This window comes from Actinoplanes couchii (assembly GCF_016862075.1).
Lineage (GTDB): Bacteria > Actinomycetota > Actinomycetes > Mycobacteriales > Micromonosporaceae > Actinoplanes > Actinoplanes couchii.
In genome coordinates, this window is the sequence record NZ_BOMG01000085.1 from 41,642 (window position 1) to 67,463 (window position 25,822).

Here is a 25,822-nt window from a genome sequence, read left to right on the forward strand (position 1 = left end):
CGACTTTGTGCATCCACCCTTCGACGGGGGAGGATGCATGGGTGCCAGCCGAGGTCGGAACCAGGGCGAGCATCCCGTCGGGTGCTCCGTCCGAAGCACTCGTGCGCCGGACCAGGTTGCCCAATGATCGTCGTACCCCGGCGGCGGCCCGCGCACTCGTGCGTTCCGTCCTGGAGGAGACCGGGCTGTTCGTCCTGCTCAACGAGGCCCTCCTGCTCACCACCGAGCTGTCCACCAATGCGGTGGTGCACGCCAACACCGAGCTGGAGATAGAGGTCTCGGCCGACACCGGCGGGCTCACCGTCACCGTCACCGACTTCGCGGCCGGCCCGGTCGAGCAGCTCACCGTCGGCCCGCGCAACGAGAGCTCGGAGATCGGCGAGGTCGCCGAGCGTGGCCGGGGCCTGCTGCTGGTCGACCACTTCGCCAGCCGCTGGGGCACCGTGCACGAGGGCGACGGCAAGGGCGTCTGGTTCCGGCTCGACTCGCGGGCCGAGTCCGGCCCGGTCCGGCTGCCCAGCGCCGCCGAGACGCCGAGCCTGGGCGCGCTCACCGGCCTGCTGCACAGCGGCTCCGACCGGCACTCCGAGGAGGGCCTGGCCGACCTGGCGGCCGATCTGCTGTCCCGGCTGGCCCGGCTGACCGGCGCGGCCGGCGGTGTGATCCGGCTGGACCGCGGCGAGGGCATGGGCCGTCAGCTGCTGGCGCGGTACGGCCGGGCGCCCCGCGACAACGCCGACACCATCCGGGTCACGCTGAACGTGCAGCGGCCCTACTCCGGCGAGCTGGAGCTGGACGCCGCCCCCGAGGGTTACGCGCTGGCGCTGACCACGCTGGTCGCCGAGCGCTTCACCCTGCACCTGGAGAACGACCGGTTGCGCCGCGCCGACATCCGCCGGCAGACCTGGATCACCTTCCTCGCCGAGGCCAGCGAGCTGCTCGCCCAGTCCCTCGACGTGAACCTGACGATGGCCCTGATCCCGCAGCTGGTGGTGCCGCGGCTGGGCCAGTGGTGCGCGGTGCACACCACCGATTCGTGGGGGCGGCTGCAGCTGGCCGCCGCCACCCACGCCGACGAGTCGTCGCTGGCCCAGCTGCACGCGACGCTCGCCGAGCCCGGCCCGGAGTCGCTGCTGGGCCGGCTGGAGGAGGCGTCCCGGCTCGGCACCCAGGTGATGTTCGGTTCGCCGCTGGAGGGTTACGCGCTGCCGCTGGTGGCCCGGGGCGCCCGGCTCGGCACCCTGGCCGTCGGCCGGCACCCGAAACACCGGCACGACGCCGACGAGGTGGCCGTGCTGGAGGACGTGGCGCGGCGGGCCGCCCTGGCGATAGACAACGCGCGCATCCACGACGAGCGGCGCACCGTCGCCCGGACCCTGCAGGCGTCGCTGCTGCCGCCGGCGCTGCCCCGGGTCGAGGGCATCGGCTTCGCCGCGGAATACGTCCCGACCGGCTCCGAGGTGGGCGGCGACTTCTACGACGTGGTCCCGTCCGGCGACGAGCAGTGGCTGGTCGTCGTCGGCGACGTCTCCGGCAAGGGCGTCCAGGCGGCCACCGTGACCGGTCTGGTGCGCGACGTGATCCGCATCCTGGTCGACGACGGCAAGGAACTGAACGAGATCCTCTGGCGGGTCAACCGGACCCTGGTGCAGCGCGGCGGCGGACGGTACTGCACGCTCGCGATGGCCTCGGTGACCAAGCTCCCGGGCGGCTCGCTGGAGGTCTGCCTGCACCTGGCCGGGCACGACCGGGCGGTGCTGGTCCGGGCCGACGGCAAGACCTCGTTCGTCGGTGAGGGCGGCACCGCGCTCGGCCTCCTGGAGACGATCACCTCACCGGACGTTTCGGTCACCCTGGGCTCCGGCGACTCGCTGATCTTCTACACCGACGGGGTGACCGAGCGCCGCCGTGGCCGTGAGCTGTTCGGTTCGGCCCGGCTGCGGGAGGCCGCGGCGCCGCTGGCCGGCTATCCGGCCGACGTGATGGCGGCCCGGCTGCGCTCCACCACGATCAACTTCTCGGTCGAGGAGCCCCGCGACGACATCGCGATCCTGGTGCTGCGCAACGACGCCTGAAAAATGTCGCACCCGACTGCCAGGGTCGGGGGATGAAGACGCAGTACTACACCGCGACCTCGTTCGACGGCTACATCGCCGACCAGGACAACTCGCTGGACTGGCTCTTCGAGGTGGAGGACCGGGGCGAGAGCCCGTTCGGGGAGTTCTTCTCCGGGGTCGGCGCGTTCGCCATGGGCGCCACCACCTACGAGTGGGTCCTCGCGCACGAGAGGGCTCTGGAGCGCCCGTCCGCCTGGCTGGAGCCCTACGGCGACATCCCGGCCTGGATCTTCACGCATCGGGAGCTGCCGAAAGTGCCAGGGGCCAACCTTCATTTCGTACGTGGGGACGTCGCACCCGTGCACGCCGCGATGACCCGGGCGGCCGCCGGGCGGAACGTGTGGCTGACCGGTGGTGGTGACCTGGTCGGTCAGTTCGACGACGCGGGACTGCTCGACGAGGTGATCCTGGGGGTGGCCCCGGTCGCGCTGGGGGCCGGCGCGCCGGTGCTGCCGCGGCGCATCCCGTCGTCACGTCTGACGTTGACGAGCGCGCGACCGCTCGGCCCCTTCGCCTACCTGACCTACGACGTCCGCTCACCGGCCTGACCAGCTTCGATGCTCGATCGATCCGAGATGTGAGAGCCGATGCGACGGTACCGGATCGTGGAGTACGGTGTTGGGCCCCCGCCTCTGGAGACCGGTGGCGGTGGCGGGCTGGGTGCGGCAACGCCCAGCCCGCCACCGACACCCCGGCCACGATCTTCCTGATCGATCTGCCCTTTTTGTCGGCTCGGTCGTGGCATCGTGTTGGTCATGGCGAAAACGCAGTACTACACCGCCACCAGCATCGACGGCTTCATCGCCGACGAGAGGAACTCGCTGGACTGGCTCTTCGAGGTCGACGAAGGCACCGAGAACCCGTTCGGTGAGTTCTTCGAGGGCGTCGGCGCGTTCGCCATGGGCGCCACCACCTACGAGTGGGTCCTCGAACACGACAACCTGCTGGAGGAGCCGGAGAACTGGCACGACATGTACGGCGACGTACCGTGCTGGGTCTTCACCCACCGTGACCTGCCGCCGGTCGAGGACGCCAACGTCTTCATGATCAGTGGCGACGTCCGGCGCGTGCACGAGGCGATGCTGGTCGCCGCGCAGGGCAAGAACGTGTGGCTGGCCGGTGGCGGCAACCTGGTCAGCCAGTTCGTGGCCGAGGGCCTGCTCGACGAGATCATCCTCGGCATCGCCCCGACCATCCTGGGCGAGGGCATCCCGGTCCTGCGCCGCCGGATCCTGGTCGAGGACCTGATCCTGACCGGCGCCCGGGCGGTCGGCCAGTTCGCCTATCTGACATACGCGGTGGGCGACGTGGCCCGGCTCGGCCGCCACCTGGCCGCCGAGACCGCAGCCCGAATCCCGGTGATCGGCTGACCCGGCCCGGCCGCCACCCAACCACCGAAACCGCCACCCGGATCCCGGCGATCGACCGGCCTGGGCCGGTCAGAAGAGATCTCGTGGGCGGGCCATCTCGATCTGGTCCGCCAGGTCGGGTGGTGCGATCAGCACCATCACCTGACCGCCGCGGGCCATCAGCACCTGTTTCAGGCCGATGACGATGTCGCCGATGCGCGGCGCGCTGAGCCCGGCGGGCAGGACCGCGTGCACCACGCCGGCGCCCGCCGAGCCCCGCACCGCGACCGCGGTGCCGACCGCGTCGCGCAGCACAAAACCCATCGCGTGCAGGTCACGGGACCGGACCCGGAGCCGTAGCACCACATCGGACGGGCCGAACGGATAGCGCCCCCACCAGGCCGGCGCGGTGTCCCGGATCAGGGCCCGCGGCCCGAGCTGACGGGCCAGCCGGCCGGCACTGGCCGTCACCCAGGCGGCCGGGCCCTCCAGCAGCAGCGCCAGAGCACCGCCGGCGGCGCCGGGCAGGTCCATCTCCACCCCGCTGAGGGCGAACTCCTGCGCCACCACGTCGTTGATCACCTCACCGGTCTCGGTCAGGGTGGTGACCGGCCGGACCACCCAGCGGCGGGCCTCGGGCAGCGCCTCGACCGGCAGCAGCGCCGACGTGATCACCCCGTCGGCGCCCTCCCAGCCCTCGACCGCGGTCGACCGGCCGGACGGGTCGACGAGATCGACCCGGATCGCCTGCCCGGCGGGTGGGCCGAACTGGTGGCGCAGCGGACCCGCCTCGTTCATGGCGAGGACCCCGCCGATGGTCGCGCCGGGGGACGGCGGATCCAGGGTGAGGCGTTTGCCGTGCCGCTGGAGGGCGGCCTGCGCGGCGGCCACCGTGGTGCCGGCGCCGACGACAGCGGTGGCGCCGTCGTGCGCCCACAGTCCGTCGAGACGCGCGGTGTCGATCACCAGGAAATCGGGGTGGGCCTTCCCACCCGTACCCCAGTGGAATTTGCTGCCGGAACCCCTGGCGCGGACCGCCAGACCGTGACCGGCGGCGAGGTGGAGGAGCGCAGCGACCGCCCGTGGGGTGGACGGCACCGCGACATGACCGGGTGCAGCCGCACGGACGCCGTCCGGACCACAGATCCGGACGAGCTCAGCAAGAACCGAACCGCTCACGCCAGTAGCCCCCTAGCGACGCAAGAGATGAAAGATCGTCCACTCTGGCACATCGTACACATGTTCGAATGACCGAGGTTCGTGTGTCTCCGAAAAGGGGGCGGTAACGTGTTTCCGGTGACGATTGAAGGCCCACCCAGCGCTCGCCAGGAGCCCACCGAGCGCACTTTCCACGGCGACACGGTCACCGACGAGTTCGCCTGGCTGATGACCAAGGACGACCCGGCGACCATCGCCCACCTCGAGGCGGAGAACGCCTGGACGGATCAGGCGACCGCGCACCTGGAGGGCCTGCGCGAGACCGTCTTCCAGGAGATCAAGGCGCGCACCCAGGAGACCGACCTGTCGGTCCCGAGCCGCAAGGGTGACTTCTGGTACTACACCAGGACCGAGGAGGGCAAGCAGTACGGGATCTCCTGCCGCGTCCCGGCCGCCCCCGGCGACACGACACCGCCGATGGACGCCGAGAAGCCCGGTGAGCAGGTGCTCCTCGACGGCAACGTGCTGGCCGAGGGCAAGGATTTCTTCGCGCTCGGCACGTTCGACGTGAGCCCGGACGGCAACTGGCTGGCCTACTCGACCGACTTCGACGGCGACGAGCGGTTCACCCTGCGGGTGAAGAACCTGGTGACCGGCGAGGTGCTGGCCGACGAGGTGACCGACGTCTTCTACGGCAGCGCCTGGTCGGCGGACAACAGCACGCTCTTCTACATCACCGTCGACGAGGCGTGGCGCCCCGACCGGGTGTGGCGGCACACCGTCGGCACCAACGAGAACACGATGATCCTGGAGGAGCCGGACGAGCGCTTCTGGGTCGGCATCGAGTTGACCCGCAGTGAGAAGTTCCTGGTCATCGACGTGCAGAGCAAGATCACGTCAGAGGTTCTGGTGATTCCGGCGGATCAGCCGACCGCCGAGCCGACGCTGATCGCCGAGCGCCGTCAGGGTGTGGAGTACTCGGTGGAGCACCACGGCCACCGGTTCCTGATCCTGCACAACCACGAGGCCGAGGACTTCGCGCTCTCCTGGACCTCGGTGGACAATCCGGGCGAGTGGGTCGAGATGATCCCGCACCAGCCCGGCATCCGCCTGGAGTCGGTGGACGCGTTCGCCCGCCACCTGGTGGTCTCGCTGCGCAAGGACGGGCTGACCGGTCTGCGGGTGCTCATCGACGGCAGCACCGCCGCGCACGACGTCGAGTTCCCGGAGCCGATCTACAGCGTCGGCCTGGGCGGCAACCCGGAGTACGACACGGCGTCGGTCCGGCTTTCGTACACCTCGCTGGTCTCCCCCGACTCGGTCTACGACATGGACCTGAACACCCGGGTGATGACGCTGCGCAAGCAGAAGCCGGTGCTGGGCGGCTACCGGGCGGAGGACTACGAGCAGTTCCGCGAGTGGGCCACCGCCGAGGACGGCACCCGGATCCCGATCTCGATCGTGGCCCGCAAGGGTGTCCAGCGGGACGGGTCGGCGCCGGCGCTGCTCTACGGCTACGGCTCCTACGAGCACTCGATCGACCCGTACTTCTCGATCGCCCGCCTGTCCCTGCTGGACCGTGGTGTCGTCTTCGCGATCGCGCACGTGCGCGGCGGCGGCGAGATGGGCCGGCAGTGGTACGAGCAGGGCAAGATGCTCACCAAGAAGAACACCTTCACCGACTTCGTGTCGGTCGCCGAGGCGCTGGTCCGCAACCGCTGGACGTCGGCGTCCCGCCTGGTGGCCCGGGGCGGCTCGGCCGGTGGCCTGCTGATGGGCGCGATCGCCAACCTAGCCCCGGAGGCGTTCGCCGGCATCCTGGCCGAGGTCCCGTTCGTCGACCCGCTGACCTCGATCCTCGACCCGTCACTGCCGCTGACGGTCACCGAGTGGGAGGAGTGGGGCAACCCGCTCGAATCGGCCGAGGTCTACGAGTACATGAAGTCATACAGCCCGTACGAGAACGTCGCCAAGCTGGCCTATCCCAAGATCCTCGCGGTGACCAGCCTCAACGACACCCGGGTGCTCTACCACGAGCCGGCCAAGTGGATCGCCCGGCTGCGGGCCACCGCACCGGACGGCAACTACCTGCTCAAGACCGAGATGGGCGCCGGTCACGCCGGTCCGAGCGGTCGCTACGACGCCTGGAAAGAGGAGGCCTTCAACCTGGCCTGGGCGTTGGACGTGATGGGCGCGGCTTAACCCTTTCATCTCGTACGCCAATGAATGGCTCTGCGATCTGACAGCGACGCAGGCGGAACACCGGGCCGTTGCGCCCGCATCCGGGCGGATGCGGGCGCAAGGTTCGATCCATCGACGATCGCTAGGATTCCGGCATGCCGCAGCTGGATTCCGCACACTGGCAACACCGACTGTCCACCCTGGCCGCCGAGTTCGGCGTGGTCGGCGCCTCCCTGGGCATCCTGCACGGCTCTTCCTCGGGCGGCCCGCACGACATGCACGTGATCGACGCCGCGACCGGGGTGACGAATGTGCGCTCGGGCGACCCGGTCCGCACCGGCACGGTCTTCCAGATCGGCTCGATCACCAAGGTCTACACCACCACCGCCGCGCTGCGCCTGGTCGCCGACGGCCGGCTCGACCTGGACAAACCTCTGCCGATGGGTGGCACCCTGCGGCATCTGCTCACCCACACCAGCGGCATCCCCGGCGACCTGTTCACCGACACCGGCCGCGGCGACGACTGCCTGGAACGATTCGCCGACGGCCTGGCCGACGTGCCCCCGCTCCTGCCCGCCGGGGCGGCCTTCTCCTACTGCAATGCCGGTTTCAGCCTGCTGGGCCGGATCATCGAGCAGGTCACCGGCAAGATGTGGGACGAGGCGATGCGCGACCTGGTGTTCACCCCGCTGGGCCTGCGGCACACCGTGACCCTGCCCGAGGAGGCGCTGCTCCACAGCGCCGCCATGGGCCACGAACGCCAGCCGGACGGCACCCTCCAGCCGGCCGCCAGGTGGGGCCTGCCCCGCTCGACCGGCCCGGCCGGCAACATCGCCGCCACCGCACGGGACGTGCTGGCGTTCGCCCGCTTCCACCTGAACGACGGCGACGGCCTGATCCCGGCCGACCTGATCCGCGAGATGCGAACCACCCGGGTGGAGGTCCCGTTCCACGACGGCGAGACCGAGGGCCTGGGTTTGGCCTGGTTCCACAAGAGCCCCGGCGCGATCGGCCACGACGGCGACACCATCGGCCAGACAGCTTTCCTGAGGTTGCTCCCGACCCACCGCCTGGCAGTGGTCCTGCTGACCAACGGCGGCCCGGCCCGGGATCTCTACCGGGCGCTGTACCAGGAGATCCTCACCGAGGTAGCGGACCTCACCCTGCCCGCCCCGTTGCAGCCACCCGACGAGCCGCCCCGTTTCGAGCTGGCCAGGCACGCAGGTGTCTATATCGGACACGATTACCAGAACGAGCTGGCCAACCGGAACGGCACACCGGTTCTGAGCTGGTCCGCCACCGGCGCACTACGTGAGGTGATGCCCTCCGCCGGAGGCGAGTACGAGGTCGCAGCCGCCACCGAGAACGTGCTGCTCTACCGAGAGCCCGGCACCAAACGCTGGCACCCGGCAACGTTCCACCAACTACCGGACGGCCGAGACGCCCTGCACATCGGCCTCCGCGCCTACCTCCGAGCGCCTGGCACTCCGTGAACCGCGCCGGCGAAAGCCGGCCCCCGCCTCCGGATCAGGCGAGCGCCTCTGGACCACGCCGCCGCCACCAAGCGGTGAACAGCGTGCTGAATTGGTTCTTGATCTCGTCGGAGACCACACCCAACGCATCTCCCATCAACGGTCTCGCTGTGTACCTGTACACCTCGGGGTGCTGCTCCAGCGAGGGGCAGGCGAAGAGAGCGAGCATCCGCAACACCCTGAGCGTGTCTTCTCCGAACAGAGGGAAATGCGCTTCCAGCAGTCTGGCCAACGCCGACCAGACCCTGTCGATCACGATGTCGACAACGGCCCCGGCCAGCTTTCCGGGCAACCCTGCCAGGTTTTCGATCAAGAGACCTTTGACGAACTGTTTGGCCCTCGTGGAGAGAAGCTGAACCGCGGCGTCAATCTGCTCGATCCAGCGGATCAGTCCCACGAGCAGCCCGCACCACGTGTGATCAGCCAGGTGCTTCTTGACATCGCGGGCGGTCTGCCGACTCTTCACGTGGTTGTCGATGTCTGTGGAAATCTCCTCCCACGTCTCGGCCATGAGCGTGTTACCCAGAGCTGACAGCCGTCCGAGGTCGGACGAGGTAAATCTCGGATCGGCGAGATCTACGAGGTGTACCTGCTGGTCGGTGAGCGGAGTTTCGGGGCCGGTCGCCGACAGGTGATCAGTGATGTCCAGGCGAACGAGGTCGACCAGTGCCTGCCGGTTCCGGGTGTTGAAACTCAACACTCCGGTACGCCGACTTCGTTCGATTCTGGCTTCGATCTGGTGCCGCCTGTCGTCACGCACCGATTGCACGCCTGAAGCAAGTTGAGTCCACCCCTGCCAGCCGTGGAGCGCACCGCCACAACCCGAGCAGACGCAGCCAGGATTCTGGGCATTGGCGCAGTTGGCTCTGTGTGTGTTTCCCGCCATGCGGCACCACCATTCGACCAGACATTGCCGTAAGTGAATGTCTAGTTACCGTAGGTGAGGTACCGCTGTGCGCCATAGCCGGCCGCCACCAGAATGACCGACTCAACTTCCGTCATATCGGTCGGCGACCCGTAGGAGTCGGCTGCTCGCAGCATCAGCCCGGCCTGCTTGGCGCGGTGCTGTCGGATTGTCGATAACCCTGGACCCGGCTGCGGTGATCGACTTCGCACGTGGGCTGGTAGATGCTTCGCGTTTCCACGCACCCCGGGCTGAGTGGTGATTTTCGGGAGGTGGGGTGGCTACTCGTGTGATTGCTGATCAGCTTCTGCTTGTGGACACGGTTGGGCGGTGGTTTCACCTTGAGACGCCGACCTTTGTGGGGGCCGGGCAGGCCTACTGGGTCGATCGTTCGGTCGGGGCTCTCTGCGTGGAACGTGGTGAGGGGCGGGTTTCCCTGCACTTCGGTGAGATGTGCCGGTAGCCGCGACTCTCGGTGTGGCTGCTCAACCGGGCACGCTGACGTTGTCCGGGCCCAGCACTCCGGGGCAGGAACTGGGCACGACCGTGCTGCCCGGCGGCAGGCCGCACGCTTCGAGGTACTCCGGTGGTAGCGGCGGAAGCGACGTTGCTGATGGCGACGGGGGTGGGGTCGGGGTGGCGACCGAGGGCTTCGGCGTCCTGGGGTCGCAAGCGGCGAGCAGCGTCGCCGTTGTCATCACGGCGCACCACTGGGCCAGACGTCGCGGCATGAGAATCTGATCGGCACCGTCGGGGGTTCGGCTGAGCGTGCCGCTCAGGAGCCCGGGAAGAGACGCCCGGAAAGGAAAGCCTGCGGACGACCGGGACGCGGTGCTTCCGGTGACATGACGGTTGCGGCGCCGACGGTTACCCGGTGTGCGGGTTATCGTGCTGGCTGTGTCGGATTCGCCGTCTCGTCCGGTTGATGCCTCCTCGTTGTCGCCTGATGGTAAATCGGGGGACGACCAGGCGGGATCCGGCTTGTACGATGCGCCGGTGATTCATGATCTTGAGCGGGCCGGTGCGAGCCAGGCCGTCACCGAGCGACTGGACCTCGGCGCTCAAAAGGCAAGCGAAAAGGACGGGCCGAACAGCGGGCCGAACAAGGACAGCGGGCCGAACAAGGACAGCGGGCCGAACAAGAACGACGGGCCGAACAAGAACAGCGGGCCGAACAAGAACAGCGGGCCGAACAAGAACAGCGGGCCGAACAAGGACGAAGATCAGGGGACCGGCCCGGATCTGGTGCTCTGGCTGCATCGGGCGCTCACGATCGCCGCGACCATGGGCCTGGTCGTCAGCACCCGGGGGATCTGGCAGGCGCATGTCCTGACCCGCCCCTGGCTGGCCCTGATCATCACGTTCGCCTATCTGACGATGCTGGGCGCGGCGATCGGTGCGCTGACGGCGCGTGGTCACCGCGTACTCGCAAAGCTGGATCTTGTGGTCCTGGGCACCGCGATCGTGATCAAAGCGATCGCCTCCTGGCCGATGATCAGCGGCATCCGGAAGCTGAGCGTCGACGAGGGCATGCTGATGGACGCCGCCTCGCGGGGGCTGGCGGAGGGACGTAACCCGTACACGTCGACGTGGCCGCAGATCGACCCCGGCCTGCCGACGCAGCTGATGGACGGCCGGACCGTCTTCGACTTCGGCTACCCGCCGCTCGGGGTCGAGATCGGCGCGGTGGTGCAGCGGATCTTCCCGTCGCTGACCGGGATCGTGCTGGTGGCGTGGCTGGCGATCTTGGCGACGGCCCTGTTCGTCTTCTTCGTGGCCCCGGTCCCGCTACGGCCGATCGCCACACTGGGCGTTCTCGGTCTCGGCACGTTCACCGCGTACGCCGACAACGCGTACCCCTCGGTGATCGCCCTGCCCTTCCTCTGTTTCGCGCTGTGGAACTGGCCGTCGATCGGCCGCGGCGGCAAACTCGGCTGGCCCGGCATCGGACGGGCGGTGGCTCTCGGCGCGGCCTGTTCGATCCATCAGCTGGGCTGGTTCCTGGCGTTGTTCCTGGTGATCGGTTTGATCGTGCTGCGACTGCGTGAGCTGTCGCTGACCGCGACCTTCCTACTGCTGCTGCGGTACGGGGGGACAGCGCTAGCCGTGTTCGCCGTGAGCAGTCTCCCGTTCGCGATCAAGTCACCGCACGACTGGCTGACGGGTGTGTTCGAGCCGCTGCTGCAGCACGCCGTCCCGCACGGGCAGGGCCTGGTCGGGATCACCCACTACATCATCGGCGGCAGTGGGGCTCTGGACTTCTACGGCCGGGCCACGATCGCGCTGCTGGTGGCCCTGCTGATCACTTTCGCCCTGCACCTGCCGAAGCTGGGCCCGGCGATCGCCGTACTCCCGTGGACGATCTTCATGGTGTCGACCCGTTCGCAGGACGGCTACTGGCTGCTGACCATGCCGTTGTGGCTGGTCGCCCTGGTCACCACGTCCCGGGCGGACTTCGCCGACGCGTTCCGGATCCCGCGCTCGCGGAAGGTGGGGGCCGCGGTCACCGCCGCGCTGTTCCTGCCGGCCGCGGTGTGTTTCGGGATCGCCGTGGCCAGCCCGCAGCCGCTGAACCTGCGGGTCGGCACCCCGATCGTCGCGGGCGCGAGCATCACGGAGCTGACGGTCGAGGTGACCAACCGTTCCGGCGAGCCGGTCACCCCGCACTTCGCGGTCGCCACCGGTGTCACCATCGCCGAGTTCTGGACGATCCGGACCGGCCCGCAGACGCTGCCGGCCGGCGCCACCGAAACCTACGTACTGCTGCCGAAGGAGAAGACCTTCAAGATCCCGCCGGTCGACCCGGCGTTCCTGCGGGTGGTCTCGGACGCCCCGCAGACCCTCAGCAGCACCCGCCTGATCGGCTGATCAGGGCGTACGGCGGACGGCGACCACGGCGATGTCGTCCGCCTGGTCGCCGGGGCCGGTCAGCTGGGTGTGCAGGCGGCGGCAGAAGGCGTTCAGGTTCGGTTCCACCGTGGCGGCACTGGTGGCCAGCGCGACCAGGCCCTCGTCGATGTCGGCGTCGCGGCGTTCGATCAGGCCGTCGGTGTAGAGGATCAGGGTGCCGCCCGGGGGCAGTACGTACTCCACCTCGGCCCGGCGCGGGGCCGCGATGCCGAGCAGGGCGCCCTTCGGTTCCAGGAAGCGCACCTCGCCGTCCACATGCACCAGCGGGGGCAGGTGGCCGGCCGACGCCATCCGGATCCGGCCGGTCGCCGGGTCCAGGGTGAGCAGGCACAACGTCGCCGATTCGGTCGGCAGCACGGCCCGCATGAAACGGTTGACCAGTTCCAGGACGGCGCCGGGCGAGTGGCCCTCGATGGCGTAGGCGCGGACCGCGTGCCGGATCTCGGCCATCACCGTCGCCGCGTGCAGGGAGTGGCCGGCCACGTCCCCGATCGCGACCAGCAGCTGGTCGCCGACCACGGTCAGCTCGTAGAAGTCGCCGCCCACCTCGGTCTGCGCGCCGGCCGGCTCGTAGAGCACGCCCATGTCCAGGCCGGGCACCTCGGGCAGCCGGGACTGCAGCAGGCTGCGTTGCAGGGTGACCGCGACCCGGTGCTCGTCGTCGTAGGACCGCTGCGCCTCCACGGCCGCGCCGACCGCCTGCGACAGCTGCCGCAGCACCGGGAATCCGGGGGTCTGGGAGCGGCCCGGCACGGCCACGTAGACCGGCGGGCGGTCGACGCGCAGCCGGGCCGTCGCGACCGCCACGACCGTCTCGCCGTCCGGCCAGTCGAGGACGTCCCAGTCGGACGGTTCGTCGCTTCGCACCAGGGAGCCGACGGTGACCGGCGGTCCGGGAACGGCCCAGCGGCGGACCGTCGCCGGGGTGCTGCCCTCGACGACCGTGGCGGCCAGGCTCTCGCCCTCGGAGGTCTCCGCGACCACCGCCACCGGCCCGCCGAAGATCTCCCAGGCGCCCTCGGCCGCCGCCACCAGCAGGGCCGGCAGGGTCGGCGCCGAGTTGATCGCCAGGGTGGCCTCGGCCAGTTTGACCATCCGCTGGGCGAGCAGCTCGGCCCGCTGCCGGGCCCGGTAGTAGCGGAGCACCGCCTGGACGGTGGCGATCAGCTCATCCGGTTCGATCGGTTCGACCAGGTAGGCGTCGGCGCCGCGGTTGAGTCCCTGCGCGCGATCGACGACGTCCACCGCGTGCGCCGACACGTGGATCACCGGGAGTACCCCGTACCGCGCATCGGTCTTGATCTTCTCGCAGACCTCGAACCCGTTCATGTCCGGCAGCTTCACGTCCAGGACGACCAGGTCGACCTCGAGATCGACCAGGCGCTCCAGGGCCTCGCCGCCGGTCTCCGCCTCGTACACCGTGAATCCGGCCCGGCTGAGCCAGCTGACCAGCAGGTACCGTTTCGTCGCGCTGTCGTCGACGACGAGCAGCGACGCCGGAATCCTCGGATCGGTCATGACGTGATCGGCAGTCGCAGGGTGAAGGTGCTGCCCTCACCGGGCGTGGAGTCGACCCGCAGGGCGCCGCCGAGGATGCCGGCCAGCCGCCGGGCATAGGGCAGGCCCAGGCCGGTGCCCTTGCCGCTGACCGGTCTGCTGCCGGGCACCTGATAGAACTCCTCGAAGACACGTTCATGCAGCTCGGGCGGGATGCCGAAGCCGGTGTCGGCGACCACGAACTCGGCGTCGCCACCGACCGGGCGCACGCTGAGACGTACCGAACCGGTCTCGGTGAACTTGATCGCGTTGGTCAGCAGGTTGCGCAGGATCTGGGCGAGCAGCACCTCGTCGGACCGGAACGTGAGCAGGCCCGGCTCCTCCACCACGAAGTCCACCTCGGGGCGGGTCGCCAGCGGCCGCAGCGTGCCGCGCAGCTGCCCGAACATCGCCTTGAGATCCACCTCGGCCCAGGTCGGCTCGATCCGGCCGGCCTCCGCCTTGGCCAGGTCCAGCAACCCGTTGACCAGGGTCAGAAGATCGCTTGCGGACGTACGGATGAGTTCCACCTGCCGACTCTGCTCGGAGGTGAGGTCATCGGAACCGGAGTCGGTCAGCAGCCGGCCGAGACCGATGATGGCGGTGACCGGAGCGCGCAGCTCGTGGCTGACGTTGGCCAGGAACCGGCTCTTGGCCTCGCTGGCCGCCCGCAGCTGCGCCGATTTCTCGTCGAGCTCGGCGTAGAGCGCGACCACACCTCGGTTGGTCTCCTCCAGCTCCTCGGAGAGCTGGTTGTAGAGGGCCATCACGCCGCGGTTGGTCTCCTCCAGCTCGGCGTTGAGCCGGGCCAGTTCGTCACGCTGCGCCCGCACCTCATCGAGTGCGCCGATGAGCTGCTGGTTCTGGATCGCCAGCTCGTCCAGGGGGGTGCCCGGCACGTGCTGGGCCAGCCCGGAGCGGATCTCGTCCATGCGATCCGGGGTCAGCCGAGGTGCACCGGACGGCAACCGCCGTGCCAGCCGGACCACTGTGCCCGTCCCACCATCGTCGTCGACCTCCATCGTGTCGACCAGCCGGCCGACCTGCCGCAGCTGCTCCGTGAGCCGGTTTGCCTGCCCGGTCCCCGGGTACGCCATCGTTACCCGCAGCGAAGGTACCCCGTTCGGCTCGACCGCGAACGTGACGTCGGCATCCCCGCTCTCGGCGAGCAGAACCCGGCCCACTTCACTGAGCGCGGTCGCCATCCGGGTCTGGTCCTGTGACTCCAGGCCGAGCTCACGGGCCACCTCCCGGCCCAGCTGGCGGACCACGAAGATGTCCTGCTCGACCCGCAGGCGCATGCGCATCAGCGGTTCGGCGGTCATGAGACTTTTGCCACCAGAACACCGGCGTCGTCGCGGCGGGTGCCGGCGTCGCGCAGCACGGTCGCCGCGATCACCTCGGAACTGTGGCTGAGCAGGCCCGGGTAGTCGGCCGCGTTCCACCTGTCGACCACGCCGTCGCTGTGCATCAGCACTGTCGCGCCGGGGAGCAGCGGGTAATCGTACTCCCGCACCTGTCGCCGTTGATGTCCGGCGATGCCCGGCATCGAGACCATGCCGCGGCGGTTGCCGTCCGGTCCCAGCACGGTGCCGGAGATGTTGCCGAGACCCGCGTACCGGATCATCCCGGCCGTCAGGTCCAGCTCGGCGACGGCGAGTGCCGCGCCCCTGGTGTGCCCGATGGCGCGGTGCAGGAATTCGACGACCTGAGCCGGTGGTACGGCCGGAGCCCGGTGGAACGCTCGCACCGCCTCGTGCGACGCGGCCGCCGCGAGCCCGCCGTGCCCGAGACCGTCGCTGACCAGCATCTGCCGTCGGCCGTCGATCTCCCGGATCGCCCACGCGTCGCCACAGGCCGTCTCACCGGTGATCGGCCGGGTCAGGCCCGCCGCCCACGCCGGGTCGGGCAGACGGGCCGGCCACACCTGCACCGTCATCACGGTGCCCTTGCCCGGCACCGAGTGCAGATCCCACCGGCTGGCCTGGCGCAGGATCGCCCCGAACCCGATGCCCAGGGTGCCCGCGGTGGAGTGCCCGTCGCCGATCGAGAACTGCACGTCGGCCATTCCGGGACCGCTGTCGACCATGATCAGCTCGACACCGGCCTGGTCGGCGGAACGCACCGTGCGTACCAGAATAAGCCCTTGATCGGCGTGTTTGACCAGGTTGCCAGCGGCCTCGGCGGCCGCGATCGCGAGGTCCGCGACCCGCTTCTCGGGCATGGCCAGCTCCGCCGCGAGACGCTCGGCAGCCCGGCGGACGGCGGATGCCGACCCGGCCTCCTCCACCCGGAACCAGACCCCTCCGTCGAGGAGTCCTTCGGGTACGGACGCCACCGCGCCTCCGCTCATCGGCACCACATGGAGATGCTCACCGGCACCACTTGACGATCGTAATGGTCGTGCCCTTACCCGCTTCGGTGTCGATGTCGAACTCGTCCACCAGGCGACGTGCGCCACTGAGCCCGAGACCGAGACCACCACCGGTGGTGTACCCGTCGGTGAGGGCCAGATCCAGGTCCACGATGCCGGGGCCCTGGTCGGCGAAGACGATCCGGATGCCGGCCCGTCGCTCGTTGTGGACGCGGGTCACCTCGACCTCGCCGCCGCCACCGTAGACCAGGGTGTTGCGAGCCAGCTCGCTCGCCGCGGTGACGATCTTCGTCTGGTCCACCAGGGACAGCTTCACCGCCACCGCGACGGTACGCACCAGCTGCCGGACACGGACCACGTCCCGGTCGGTGTCGACCGGGAGGCGCTGGCTCTCGTCGTTCACGGTGCGGTTACCGCCGCCTGGTCGGGCTCGTCCTCGTCCTCGTCGTCGAGCAGCCCGCTGAGGTCCCGGGTGCCGATCATCGCGATGCCCAGCTCGACGTTGAGCGCCGTCCGGATGCCGGGCAGCGACAGCCCCAGCTCGACCAGGGTGATCGCCACCGCCGGGCGCATGCCGACCACCACGGTCTCGGCGTCCAGCACCCGGGAGACCGAGGCGATGGTGGCCAGGGTCCGGCCGACGAACGAGTCGACGATGTCGAGCGCGCTGATGTCGATGATCACACCGTGGGTGCCGGTCGCGACGATCTTGTCGGCGAGGTCCTCCTGCAGCTGCAGGGCGACCTGGTCCTCCATGTCGATCTGGATGGAGACCAGCAGGATGTCACCGATCTTCAGAACCGGGACGCGCTCCACGTCAGCGGCCCGCCCGCTTGTTCTGGCTGATCACGTAGCGCAAGGCGTCGGCCAGGGACGCCTTGGTCGCGATGTCGCCGAACTCGATGCCGAGCGCGACAATGGTCTGCGCGATCTGCGGGCGGATGCCGGAGATGATGCAGTCGGCGCCCATCAGGCGGGCGGCCACCACGGTCTTGAGGATGTGCTGGGCGACCTGGGTGTCGACCGCGGGCACACCGGTGATGTCGATGATCGCGTACGGCGAGCCGGTGTCCACCAGGGTCTGCAGCAGGCGCTCCATCACCACCTGGGCGCGCGCCGAGTCGAGGGTGCCGACCAGCGGCACGGCCACCACGCCCTCCCACAGCTTGACCACCGGGGTGGAGAGCTCGAGCAGCTGCTCGGCCTGGTCGGCGATGAGCGACTCACGGACCCTGACGTAACTGTCGAAGGTGAACAGCGCGGCCCGGTCGACGAAGCCGGAGAATGCCACGTAGTCACGCAGGGTGGTGGCGTCGTCCACACTGCCGAGGATTTCCAGCGTCGCCTCCTTGAAGGCGTAGACGCTGATCGCGGTCTCGGTGGCGGTGAAACCCTGCCGGGCCCGGTTGGTGGACAGCTCGTCGAGCTGGGCGCGCAGCTCGGCGGCGGCCTCCGAGGTGAGGTCGGTGGCACCGGCGTCGAAGGCCTGCTGGAAGGCCCGCTGCAGCTCGCTCGTCTGCCTCCGCAGCTCGGCACTGCTCAGCCGGCCCCGCAGACCCGCGGCGACCAGCTCGGCCCACCGGGCCGCCAAGGGCTCCGCTTTGCTCGAGAGCAGATGGGCGAAGCGACTCGCCTCGTCCGGACTCAGCGACATCGCCGTTCCTCCAACCACACGATCGTTCGCAACGGCCGGACTTTACCATCAGGGGGTTGATTCGTTGCTGTAAGTCAAATAACGGCCGGGGCTCGAAGGTCTGTCCCGTTCTGCGCGCCACCGGGTACGTGGAGTACCGTTCAGCAATAACTGGAGGTCGGCGAATGTCCCTGACGGTACAAACGGAACAGCGTGACGACATGGTGGTCGTGTCGGTCGCTGGTGAGCTCGACATGGCAACCGCCCCCCAGCTGCAGGATCAGATCAGTGACCTGCTGGAGAAGGGCCGGACCCGCCTGGTGTTCGACCTCGCCGAGGTGTCCTTCTGCGACTCGACCGGGCTCTCGGTCTTCGTCCGCGCGAAGAACAGCACCGACGACGCCGGCGGCACCGTCCGTCTGGCCGCGCCGCAGCGCGGGGTTCTCCGCATCCTCGAGGTGAGTGGACTGGTCGAGGTGCTGCACACATACCCGACGGTGGACGAGGCGGTCACCGCCGAGGAGCCAGCCCTCGACTGATGCCCCGGTCGGCGTAGTTTGTCGTCGACCGGTGACGGGCACCTCCGTCGCCGGACCTTCATATCCGGCCCCCGGGAGTGCCCGTGAAACAGATGTTCCAAGGCTTCAAAGACTTCATCATGCGCGGCAATGTCGTCGACCTTGCCGTGGGTGTCGTCATCGGTACCGCGTTCACCGCGGTCGTCACCAGCTTCACCAAGTCGTTCCTCGAGCCGCTGATCAAGTGGATCTCCGGCGGCACGGGTGCCCTTGCCGGCTCCCTCTCCCCCGCCAAGGGCATCGAGTTCACCTACGCCGCCTTCATCAACACCCTCATCACCTTCCTGATGACGGCGGCGGTCCTCTACTTCCTCGTCGTCATGCCGCTGAACAAGCTGGCCGAGCGTCGTCGTCGCGGCGAGGAGCCGCCGCCGAAGGCGCCCAGCGAAGAGGTTCAGCTGCTCACCGAGATCCGGGACCTGCTGCTCGCGCAGAACCAGACCGGGGGCTCGGGTCAGGTCTACCGCAGCGACCCGCCGCGCTAGGCCTTTCTCGCTGTCAAAAAGATCCGCCCTCCCGGCACTGTTCGAACAGATGTTCGATACAGTGCCGGGATGGAGCAGCGTAAGCACTGGTGGAACGGCAAGTGGGGCCGGATAGCCCGCAAGGACGTCTACCTGCGGACCAACGGCGATCAGTGGTATGTGGAGCAGCGCGCCGGGGGCTCCGACGGCTCCTCCCACTTCTTCGAGTACGACAGCGAGGACACCGCCCTCGACATGGTCCGTTCCCTGCTCGCCGGGCCGGACGAGTGGCGTGAGCTGTCGGTGCGCCCGTCCTCGCGGTGACCTAGGCCGCTCGATCATCCCGGTGCCGGGCGGTCAGCGGGCCGATCGGCGGCAGCAGGCGCAGCCCCGGCCGGGGCTCCTTCTCCTCGGCGTCGCCGTTGTCCAGGCCGTTGTCGAAGCCGTTGTCGAACCGGGCCCGCCACCCCGTGCCGATCCGGGCGCCGGGCGGCGCACCCACCCCGCCGACACCCCGGGCCAACGCCACCACCAGCAGATATCCCGCGATCACGAAGCCGTGGCCGACGAGCCGGCCGATGTCGACCCGCCCGCCGGTGAGATCGGTGACCGAGATCAGCAGCAGCATCGCGACAAAAGCGGTGAGCATCGGCACCAGCCCGGTCGGCCGGCTGCGGCGCAACCCGATGAAGAGGTAACCGGCGCCGACCGCGACGTTCCACGCCGCCGACTCGTGCCAGAGGTGTCCCTGGGTCGCGCCCAGGCCGTTGTGCGCGTGCCCGGCGCTCACCCCGCCGCCGACCTGGGTCAGACCCAGGATCAGCTGCACCGCCCCGATCAGGGCCAGCGCCAGGTAGAGCAGGGCGGCCACCGGGATCCGTCGTTTCCGCTCCCTCGGGGCCGGCGGCAGCGCGGCCAGGATCGCGGCGCTCAGATCCGGGACCTGCGGCACCGGGGCGGTCAGCGTCAGCCGGTTCACCGCCGCGGCCCGGTCCAGCCACTCCCGGCAGCCGGCGCACCCGTCGAGGTGTTCGTCGACCAGGGGGCGCAGCACCGGGTCGTCCTCGCCGTCCAGCTGCGCGGAGAGCATCTCGCGCCACCGCTCACATGCCATGTACCGATAGTCGCCCGGAACGGCCGCCGAGTTCCAGGCCGCGGGGCACAAAGATCAGGGGTGCTCTTGGTCCAGCATCCGGCGGCGCTCCCGGAACGCCCGCAGGTTGGCCGTGTTTCCGCAGGTGCTGACGTCGTGCCAGACCCCGCTGTTGTTGCGGGACGTGTCGAAGAACGCGGCCCGGCACGCCTGGTTGTTGCAGAGTTTCAGCCGGGGCCAGAGCCCGGCCTGCTGGGCGAGCAGGGCCTCGGACCAGAGCGCCGACGCCAGCCACCGGACGCCCCGGCCGGTCGGCACCACCCGCACCCAGCCCGTCCCGTCGGGGACCAGGCTGACCTGCACGTCGGCCGGCGGGAGCGCGCCCTCCGGTTGCTCCGGCCGGGGACCGGCGACCACCACGTGCTCGAAGGCGCCCCGCAGCCGGCGCATCGAGCGCAGGTCGGCGGCGGTGAGCAGCAGCGTCGGCGCCGGCAGGCCGGACACCCGGGACCAGAGACCGAGCGTCTCGGTCACCCACCACTGGGCGTCGTCGGTGCCGGCCAGCAGGTCAGGGGCGTAGGACATCACCGCCCGCGTGTTCAACAACTCCTGGACAAGGGCGAACCCGTTCGGCGCCTCCCGCACGCCGTGCCGCGCGCTCGCCTTCCATGACATAGCCAAAGCCTACTCGGCTCTGTTTCCTTCGATGTCGCAGCACCACCCGGCCGAGTGGACCGGGCCTGCTCATCACCTTTATTACCGACGGGTATCAGCCAGCTCCCGGCGGCGGCGCGGGGCCGGGATCACCGGGGCGTAACCGGGCGGCCAGGCCGCGCCGTGGATCTCGGCGCAGAGCACCACGCCCAGCCAGGGCACCCACGGGCCGGCGACCTCCACCGAGCGCCCGTCCCGCACGTCCAGCGCGAGCGTGAAATCACCGGGCCGGGGCCGCAGGCTCGTCACCGACCGCAGCCGGTACTCCGCACCGGCCAGGATCAACCGCTCGCTGGTGACGACCGCGAGCCGACGGCCGACGCCGGTCACGTCGACCGGGAACCATCCGTACTGCTTCTCCCCTGACCGGAGCGGAATCGTGGGGCTGATCGCGGCCGGCCGGCCGCCCCGCTCCACGAGACCGGCCAGCATGCTCATCGACCGGAACCCGGCCATGAGCTGTCCAGGGTCGTAATCCGACAACACTTTCTCCTTGTCTGTCCCCAGAACCCTGGCACGAACGGGCCCTGAGCGCACAGCGAATACACACTGTCGGTGGGTATTCAGCCGTCCCCGGTCTCACGTTCTGTCATACCCGTGTGCGAACCTCTCGATGCGTCGATCGGCGAGCACCTCAGGGGAAGACCAGGACATGCGGCTTTTGATCTCCATGGCGACCGTCACCGCGACGATGACGCTGGGCACGGGTGTGGCGCTGGCCACCGAGACCCGGGCTCCGATCGTCGGCTCGACCGTCTACCGCGATGCCGCCTACGAGCCCGACCTGGCGTACAACGTCGGGGTTCCCGGCCGTTTTGATCTCGAGGCCACCGCCGGCGACGCGGTCTCCTTCGTCTGGCGCACCGACGACGGCCAGTCCGGCGAGGTCCCGGTCGGCGCCGACGGCCGCGGCACCGTGACGATCGCCCCACGGCGGGCCGGTGTCCGGTCGCTCACCGTCCACACGGTGGGCAAGGACGGGACCGATCATGCGGCGTACGCCTACGAGTTCCTGGTCGACAACGGCCCGCTGGTCACCCGCGACCCGGCCGGCATCGTCTACCTGGGGTCCTCGCCCACGTTCCGGATGACCCCGCGGAGCCCCGGCGTCACCGAGTACCGGATCTGGCCGCGCACCTACAACGGCGAGCGCCCGGAGCAGGCGGTGACCGTCCCGGCCCGGGCCGATGGCAGCGCCGAGACCTCGTGGTACCTGGGCGACACCGACCTGGCCGCGCTGCTGGTGCAGAGCCGGGACAGCACCGGCGAGCTCTCCGTGGCCCGCACCGTCTGGACCGGGCCGGACGAGGCGGCGCCCGTGCTGACCCGGACCGGCGGCGAGGATCTGATCACCCCGGCGACCGTCACCGCCCGGACCGGGATGCCCGGCGTGGTGGCCTATGACGTCACGTTCGACGGCGGCACCCGCACGGTCACGCCGGATGCCGACGGCAGCGCCACCTTCACCGTCACCCCGGCCCGCACCGGGATCAGCTCGCTGGCCGTGACCGCGCGCAACGCCCACGGCCTGACCACCGCGCGGACCGGGCAGACCTGGGGTGTCATCGACTTCCCGCGGGTCACCTCCACCGACTTCCCGATCGGTGTCACCGGGCCGGCCGGCCGCAAGGCTCCCGGCACCTTCCAGGTCGCCACCCGGCGGCCCGGCACGACGGCCTTCGAGTGGAGTTTCACCGGCACCGACTGGGCGACCCAGCCGGCCCGGGCGGACGGCACCGCGACGATCACCTGGACTCCGTCCGCCGTCGGCTCGCACACCATCCAGGTCCGCAGCGTGAGCGCCGACGGCACCCGGTCGGCCGTCGGCGGCGGCAGCTTCTCGGTCGCGGTGAAGAACGGGCGGGTGGTCTCCGCCGTCCCGGCCACGGTCACCACCGGCGAGAAGCGCACCGTCACGCTGCACGGCATCAACCTGCACCCGCTGGACGTCTTCGAGGTGACCGCCGCCGGGCGGGCCCCGGTCCCGGCCAGGATCCGATCGGTCGACCCGGACGGCTTCTGGGCCGAGGCCGAGATCGACTTCGCGACGGTGCCGGCCGGCCGGGTCTCGGTGACCGTCAAGCCGTACCACGGCACCGTCCACAGCACCCTCGACGACGCGATCACCGTCGCGCCGCTGCCCGCGCTGAGGGCCACCAAGGCGCCGGCCGTCTCCGGCACGATCAAGGTCGGTCAGACGGTCAAGGCCACGGCTGGCACCTGGTCCCCGGCCGCGACCACGGTCCGCTACCAGTGGCGGGCGAACGGGGTCGTGATCGGCGGCGCGACCGGGGCGTCGTACCGAATCGCGGCCCCGCTCGCCGGCAAGCGCCTCACCGTGACCGTGACCGCCACCCGCTCCGGCCACGGCACGGCGTCCGCCACGTCCGCCGCCACCGTCGCCGTGGTCAAGGCCGCGGCGCCCAAGGCCATCAAGAAACCCAAGGTCAGCGGCGTGGCCAAGGTCGGCCGCAAGGTCACGGTCGCCGTCGGCACCTGGACACCGACACCTGGTGGGTACGCCTACGAGTGGCGACTCAACGGCAAGGTGATCAAGGGGGCCACCGCTCGTACGCTGAAACTGACCGCCTCGATGCGCGGCAAGCGCCTTACCGTGACGGTGATCGCCAAGCGTGCCGGTCACCTGGACGGCCGGGCCACCAGTGTCAGCGTGCCGGTCCGGCGCTGACGGGAGCAACTACCTGGAGTCACCGGCGCGACTGTACGAAGGCTCCGCCGCCTCGGGAGCCGGTCGATCGGCGGCCAGTCCCAGCCGTCCGCGGGTGGCGACCAGAATGCCGGCGGCGGCGATCACCGAAGCGATGAGCTGGCCGTACAGCGGATCCCGGGCGATGTCGAGAGTGGGGTAGACCTCGCCCCAGACCAGCGAGTACGTGCTGTTGATACCGGCGTGCAGCAGCATGATCAGCGGCACGCTCTGCCCGCTGCGGTTGAACACCCAGGTCATCACCAGGCTCAGCGGGACACAACCGATGATGAACAGGGTCGGGTCCACCCACGTCGGGTTCGGGCCGCCCCACTCGGTCAGGTAGAGCGGCAGGTGCCAGGCGCCCCACAGCACACCCAGCAGCGAGGTGCCGAGCACCGGGCCGAACCGGTCCTGCATCCGGGGCAGCGCGAAGTCCCGCCATCCCGGCTCCTCGGCCGCCGCCGTCGTGATCATCTGCATGGCCAGCATCGGCAGGTACGCGACCAGGATCATCGCGCTGGGCATGGTGATGTGCCCCCACGTCTTCGGCAGGGCCAGCGGCGCGAGGAGGATCGCCACCGGCACGATCAGCAGCACCGCGAAGAACCAGCGCCACCCGACCCGCCAGTGCTTCAGCCGGTGCGCCCAGTGCCGCAGCCCCGCCCGACCCTCGGTGAGCGCGGTGACCAGGAACGCGGCGCCCAGCGGCCCGAGGTAGGCGCCCGGCAGCACCCCGACCAGCTGCCCGGTCCCGAGGATCTCCGGGATGTGGATGTCCGGTTCCAGGCCCAGCCCGTGGTCGGACAGGATGTAGGGCGTCCAGAAGAACCAGCTCAGGCCGAAGGCGAGCACGAAGAAGCTGAGCACGGGATAGCGCCGGATGATCTGCATGACCGAAGTCCATCAGCGCGGCGGCTCGCGGTCATTGCAGCAGAAGGCACTCTTCAGGTACAGCAGGCGGTAAAATCGCAGGTCAGCCCGCTGTACAGCACCAGCGCCCTTTCAGATCCAGCGCCTTTCAGATCCAGCGCCGTTCAGCTCCAGCGGCCGCGGTGCACCACGTCGGCCTTGGGCCGCCGCCGGGAACTCAGATCACGGGCCGGCTCGTCGCTGTAGCCGATCGAGATCGCACCGATCGGCGAGAACTCGGCGGGCACCCCGAACTCGTCCCGGAACGCGTCGACACGCTCGTAGGGCAGCCCGAAGAAACAGGCGCCCAGCCCTTCGTCGACCGCGGTCAGCATCATCAGGAGCGCGGCGAATCCGGTGTCGATGTCCCAGTAGGGCGCGGGCCACCAAGCATCGGACCGGTCCGTGTGCCCCTTGTCCGGCTGCGCGTAGCGTTCGAGGTAGACGCTCTTGTTCGCGAGCGGCACGACCAGCAGCGGGGCGTGCACGTTGGCGGCGAACCACCGATCCGCCGCTTCGTCAGGCGTGCAGACATCCCGAAAAAGCGCGATATCGGCAGGCTCGTCCAGCACCAGAAATCCCCAGCCTTGCGAGAACCCGGCCGACGGAGCCCGCAGCCCGTTGTCGACGATCCGATCCACAACTTCCGGCGAGAGCCGCCGATCCGGGTCGTAACTCCGAACCATGCGCCGCCGTCGCACGACATCCTGAAATTCCATCCCCCCATTCTCCAGTGGACAGCGACCCGTCGCATCGATCATCCGACGGATTACGCGGTGCTCAACCGCCTGTCCCACGCACTACAAGAAGGTCCCGGCCGGCTCCCGGTAGCCGTTGCCGGTCGGGCGAGTCCCTTGATCACTGACTACCGGCACATCGCGCCGACGTGCCGGGACACCCGGCCGTCGCCGCGGGCCACGCACAACTCGTCGGTGGAACGATCCACCCAGTACGCCTGCCCGGCCCCGATGAAGGTCGGCTCGTCCAGGTGGAACCACCGGTCGACGGTGTCGACCAGCAGAAGCCGATCGGCGATCTCGCGCCTGGCCATCACGCCCCCTGGGAGTCAGCTGCCGCACAGGCCCGGAAACGGAACTGGCCAGCACCGGAGAACCAGCGCTGACCAGGTGTAACAGTGGGCCGCCAGGGACTCGAACCCTGAACCTATGGATTAAAAGTCCGCAGGAAGGAAGCAGAATCATCCCATCATGGGAACTTCGTAAAATACTCTCACAGTCCACGCCCATCCGGCAACGTCTAGACCCGTCCGGGTAGCCGGGAACGAGCTCACAGCCAACGGCGACGGCTAAATTCGGACCCGTCCATCTGCATCCGCCCCGGGTACGAAACATCCGAGCAACCACGGAGCGACCAACGGACGTACCGTGAGAGTGGAACGGCCCCAGCTGCAGTGGAGGCGACTGCCGGCAAGCGACACCGGTGCCGCTGTTCTGAACGTTTCCGAATCGCGGCAGGGGCGGATACGCGATCCCCGCACATCCTCGTCGTGCAGGTACAGGTCGACATATGGGTGGTCCTGGTGATGCTCCCATCCGGTGCGGGGTGCTGAGACGGTGAACCTAGTAGCCGTACTCATGCGTGGCCCGGACGGTCAACTCGCCGCCGATGCTTGTGGCGATCCCGGTTGGCGCGACAAGTA

25 protein-coding genes are annotated in these 25,822 nt (G+C 69.5%); 10 read left to right on the forward strand and 15 right to left on the reverse strand.

Annotated elements, in window-relative coordinates:
• Positions 1-41 precede the first annotated feature (41 nt).
• The 3 genes from Aco03nite_RS34140 (at position 42) to Aco03nite_RS34150 (ending at position 3,487) form a co-directional block, all read left to right on the forward strand.
• Positions 42-2,075, forward strand: a complete 2,034-nt coding sequence (locus tag Aco03nite_RS34140; RefSeq protein WP_239145681.1) for a SpoIIE family protein phosphatase — start codon at positions 42-44, stop codon at positions 2,073-2,075.
• A 32-nt stretch (positions 2,076-2,107) separates the two neighbouring features.
• Entirely contained in the window at positions 2,108-2,665 is a 558-nt protein-coding gene (locus tag Aco03nite_RS34145; protein WP_203802781.1) for a dihydrofolate reductase family protein, read from the forward strand.
• 207 nt (positions 2,666-2,872) lie between these two features.
• Positions 2,873-3,487, forward strand: a complete 615-nt coding sequence (locus tag Aco03nite_RS34150; protein WP_203802782.1) for a dihydrofolate reductase family protein — start codon at positions 2,873-2,875, stop codon at positions 3,485-3,487.
• 69 nt (positions 3,488-3,556) lie between these two features.
• On the opposite strand, the gene Aco03nite_RS34155 is transcribed toward Aco03nite_RS34150, so the two are convergent.
• Positions 3,557-4,645 carry an FAD-binding oxidoreductase gene (locus tag Aco03nite_RS34155; protein ID WP_203802783.1) on the reverse strand — a complete coding sequence of 363 codons (1,089 nt, stop codon included), beginning with the start codon at positions 4,643-4,645 and terminating at the stop codon, positions 3,557-3,559.
• Between the two features lie 117 nt (positions 4,646-4,762).
• Between Aco03nite_RS34155 and Aco03nite_RS34160 the strand changes: the two genes are divergently transcribed.
• Both Aco03nite_RS34160 and Aco03nite_RS34165 read left to right on the forward strand, forming a co-directional pair.
• Complete coding sequence (locus tag Aco03nite_RS34160) at positions 4,763-6,826, forward strand: S9 family peptidase (protein WP_203802784.1); 2,064 nt, start codon at positions 4,763-4,765, stop codon at positions 6,824-6,826.
• A gap of 134 nt (positions 6,827-6,960) precedes the next feature.
• Complete coding sequence (locus Aco03nite_RS34165; RefSeq protein ID WP_203802791.1) at positions 6,961-8,298, forward strand: serine hydrolase domain-containing protein; 1,338 nt, start codon at positions 6,961-6,963, stop codon at positions 8,296-8,298.
• Between the two features lie 34 nt (positions 8,299-8,332).
• Here the strand turns inward: Aco03nite_RS34165 and Aco03nite_RS34170 are convergent, their stop codons facing one another.
• Both Aco03nite_RS34170 and Aco03nite_RS34175 read right to left on the reverse strand, forming a co-directional pair.
• Complete coding sequence (locus Aco03nite_RS34170; RefSeq protein ID WP_239145682.1) at positions 8,333-9,097, reverse strand: hypothetical protein; 765 nt, start codon at positions 9,095-9,097, stop codon at positions 8,333-8,335.
• A 629-nt stretch (positions 9,098-9,726) separates the two neighbouring features.
• On the reverse strand, positions 9,727-9,972 hold the full coding sequence (locus Aco03nite_RS34175) for a hypothetical protein (RefSeq protein ID WP_203802793.1): 246 nt from the start codon (positions 9,970-9,972) through the stop codon (positions 9,727-9,729).
• 265 nt (positions 9,973-10,237) lie between these two features.
• Between Aco03nite_RS34175 and Aco03nite_RS34180 the strand changes: the two genes are divergently transcribed.
• Entirely contained in the window at positions 10,238-12,109 is a 1,872-nt protein-coding gene (locus Aco03nite_RS34180; RefSeq protein WP_203802795.1) for a putative glycosyltransferase family protein, read from the forward strand.
• Here the strand turns inward: Aco03nite_RS34180 and Aco03nite_RS34185 are convergent, their stop codons facing one another.
• Genes Aco03nite_RS34185 through Aco03nite_RS34210 form a run of 6 tightly spaced genes read right to left on the reverse strand, consistent with a single transcriptional unit; the run spans position 12,110 to position 17,715 of the window.
• The gene (locus Aco03nite_RS34185; protein ID WP_203802797.1) at positions 12,110-13,669 is read right to left on the reverse strand and encodes a fused response regulator/phosphatase; all 1,560 of its coding nucleotides are present in this window, start codon (positions 13,667-13,669) and stop codon (positions 12,110-12,112) included. It lies immediately after the preceding gene.
• A complete protein-coding gene (locus tag Aco03nite_RS34190; protein WP_203802811.1) occupies positions 13,666-15,012 on the reverse strand; it encodes a sensor histidine kinase in 1,347 nt (448 codons plus the stop codon). The genes Aco03nite_RS34185 and Aco03nite_RS34190 overlap by 4 nt, the downstream gene beginning before the upstream one ends.
• Positions 15,009-16,040: a SpoIIE family protein phosphatase gene (locus Aco03nite_RS34195; protein ID WP_203802813.1), complete on the reverse strand. Its 1,032-nt coding sequence runs from the start codon at positions 16,038-16,040 to the stop codon at positions 15,009-15,011. The genes Aco03nite_RS34190 and Aco03nite_RS34195 overlap by 4 nt, the downstream gene beginning before the upstream one ends.
• A 19-nt stretch (positions 16,041-16,059) precedes the next feature.
• Positions 16,060-16,464 carry an ATP-binding protein gene (locus Aco03nite_RS34200; protein ID WP_203802814.1) on the reverse strand — a complete coding sequence of 135 codons (405 nt, stop codon included), beginning with the start codon at positions 16,462-16,464 and terminating at the stop codon, positions 16,060-16,062.
• The gene (locus tag Aco03nite_RS34205) at positions 16,461-16,877 is read right to left on the reverse strand and encodes an STAS domain-containing protein (protein WP_203802816.1); all 417 of its coding nucleotides are present in this window, start codon (positions 16,875-16,877) and stop codon (positions 16,461-16,463) included. The genes Aco03nite_RS34200 and Aco03nite_RS34205 overlap by 4 nt, the downstream gene beginning before the upstream one ends.
• Position 16,878: 1 nt before the next feature.
• Positions 16,879-17,715, reverse strand: coding sequence for an STAS domain-containing protein (locus tag Aco03nite_RS34210; RefSeq protein ID WP_203802818.1), 837 nt, complete (start codon positions 17,713-17,715; stop codon positions 16,879-16,881).
• Positions 17,716-17,879: 164 nt separating this feature from the next.
• Between Aco03nite_RS34210 and Aco03nite_RS34215 the strand changes: the two genes are divergently transcribed.
• The 3 genes from Aco03nite_RS34215 to Aco03nite_RS34225 all read left to right on the forward strand — a co-directional run bounded on the left by Aco03nite_RS34215 (position 17,880) and on the right by Aco03nite_RS34225 (position 19,060).
• Positions 17,880-18,233 (forward strand): STAS domain-containing protein, encoded by a 354-nt coding sequence (locus Aco03nite_RS34215; RefSeq protein ID WP_106330995.1) that lies wholly within the window; start codon positions 17,880-17,882, stop codon positions 18,231-18,233.
• A gap of 92 nt (positions 18,234-18,325) precedes the next feature.
• Positions 18,326-18,757: a large conductance mechanosensitive channel protein MscL gene (mscL, locus tag Aco03nite_RS34220; protein ID WP_203802851.1), complete on the forward strand. Its 432-nt coding sequence runs from the start codon at positions 18,326-18,328 to the stop codon at positions 18,755-18,757.
• Between the two features lie 69 nt (positions 18,758-18,826).
• Positions 18,827-19,060 carry a hypothetical protein gene (locus Aco03nite_RS34225; RefSeq protein WP_203802820.1) on the forward strand — a complete coding sequence of 78 codons (234 nt, stop codon included), beginning with the start codon at positions 18,827-18,829 and terminating at the stop codon, positions 19,058-19,060.
• Between the two features lies 1 nt (position 19,061).
• Here Aco03nite_RS34225 and Aco03nite_RS34230 read toward each other — a convergent pair whose 3' ends face one another.
• The 3 genes from Aco03nite_RS34230 to Aco03nite_RS34240 form a co-directional block, all read right to left on the reverse strand.
• A complete protein-coding gene (locus Aco03nite_RS34230) occupies positions 19,062-19,850 on the reverse strand; it encodes a zf-HC2 domain-containing protein (protein WP_203802822.1) in 789 nt (262 codons plus the stop codon).
• Between the two features lie 54 nt (positions 19,851-19,904).
• Positions 19,905-20,504, reverse strand: coding sequence for a CGNR zinc finger domain-containing protein (locus Aco03nite_RS34235; RefSeq protein ID WP_203802824.1), 600 nt, complete (start codon positions 20,502-20,504; stop codon positions 19,905-19,907).
• 81 nt (positions 20,505-20,585) lie between these two features.
• A complete protein-coding gene (locus tag Aco03nite_RS34240; protein ID WP_203802827.1) occupies positions 20,586-21,026 on the reverse strand; it encodes a hypothetical protein in 441 nt (146 codons plus the stop codon).
• Between the two features lie 169 nt (positions 21,027-21,195).
• Between Aco03nite_RS34240 and Aco03nite_RS34245 the strand changes: the two genes are divergently transcribed.
• A complete protein-coding gene (locus Aco03nite_RS34245) occupies positions 21,196-23,232 on the forward strand; it encodes a hypothetical protein (protein ID WP_203802830.1) in 2,037 nt (678 codons plus the stop codon).
• Between the two features lie 9 nt (positions 23,233-23,241).
• On the opposite strand, the gene Aco03nite_RS34250 is transcribed toward Aco03nite_RS34245, so the two are convergent.
• The 3 genes from Aco03nite_RS34250 to Aco03nite_RS34260 form a co-directional block, all read right to left on the reverse strand.
• Positions 23,242-24,144: a CPBP family intramembrane glutamic endopeptidase gene (locus Aco03nite_RS34250; protein WP_203802833.1), complete on the reverse strand. Its 903-nt coding sequence runs from the start codon at positions 24,142-24,144 to the stop codon at positions 23,242-23,244.
• Positions 24,145-24,287: 143 nt separating this feature from the next.
• Positions 24,288-24,881 carry a nitroreductase family protein gene (locus tag Aco03nite_RS34255; protein WP_203802854.1) on the reverse strand — a complete coding sequence of 198 codons (594 nt, stop codon included), beginning with the start codon at positions 24,879-24,881 and terminating at the stop codon, positions 24,288-24,290.
• Positions 24,882-25,027: 146 nt separating this feature from the next.
• Positions 25,028-25,213, reverse strand: coding sequence for a hypothetical protein (locus Aco03nite_RS34260; protein WP_203802836.1), 186 nt, complete (start codon positions 25,211-25,213; stop codon positions 25,028-25,030).
• Between the last annotated feature and the right edge of the window lie 609 nt (positions 25,214-25,822).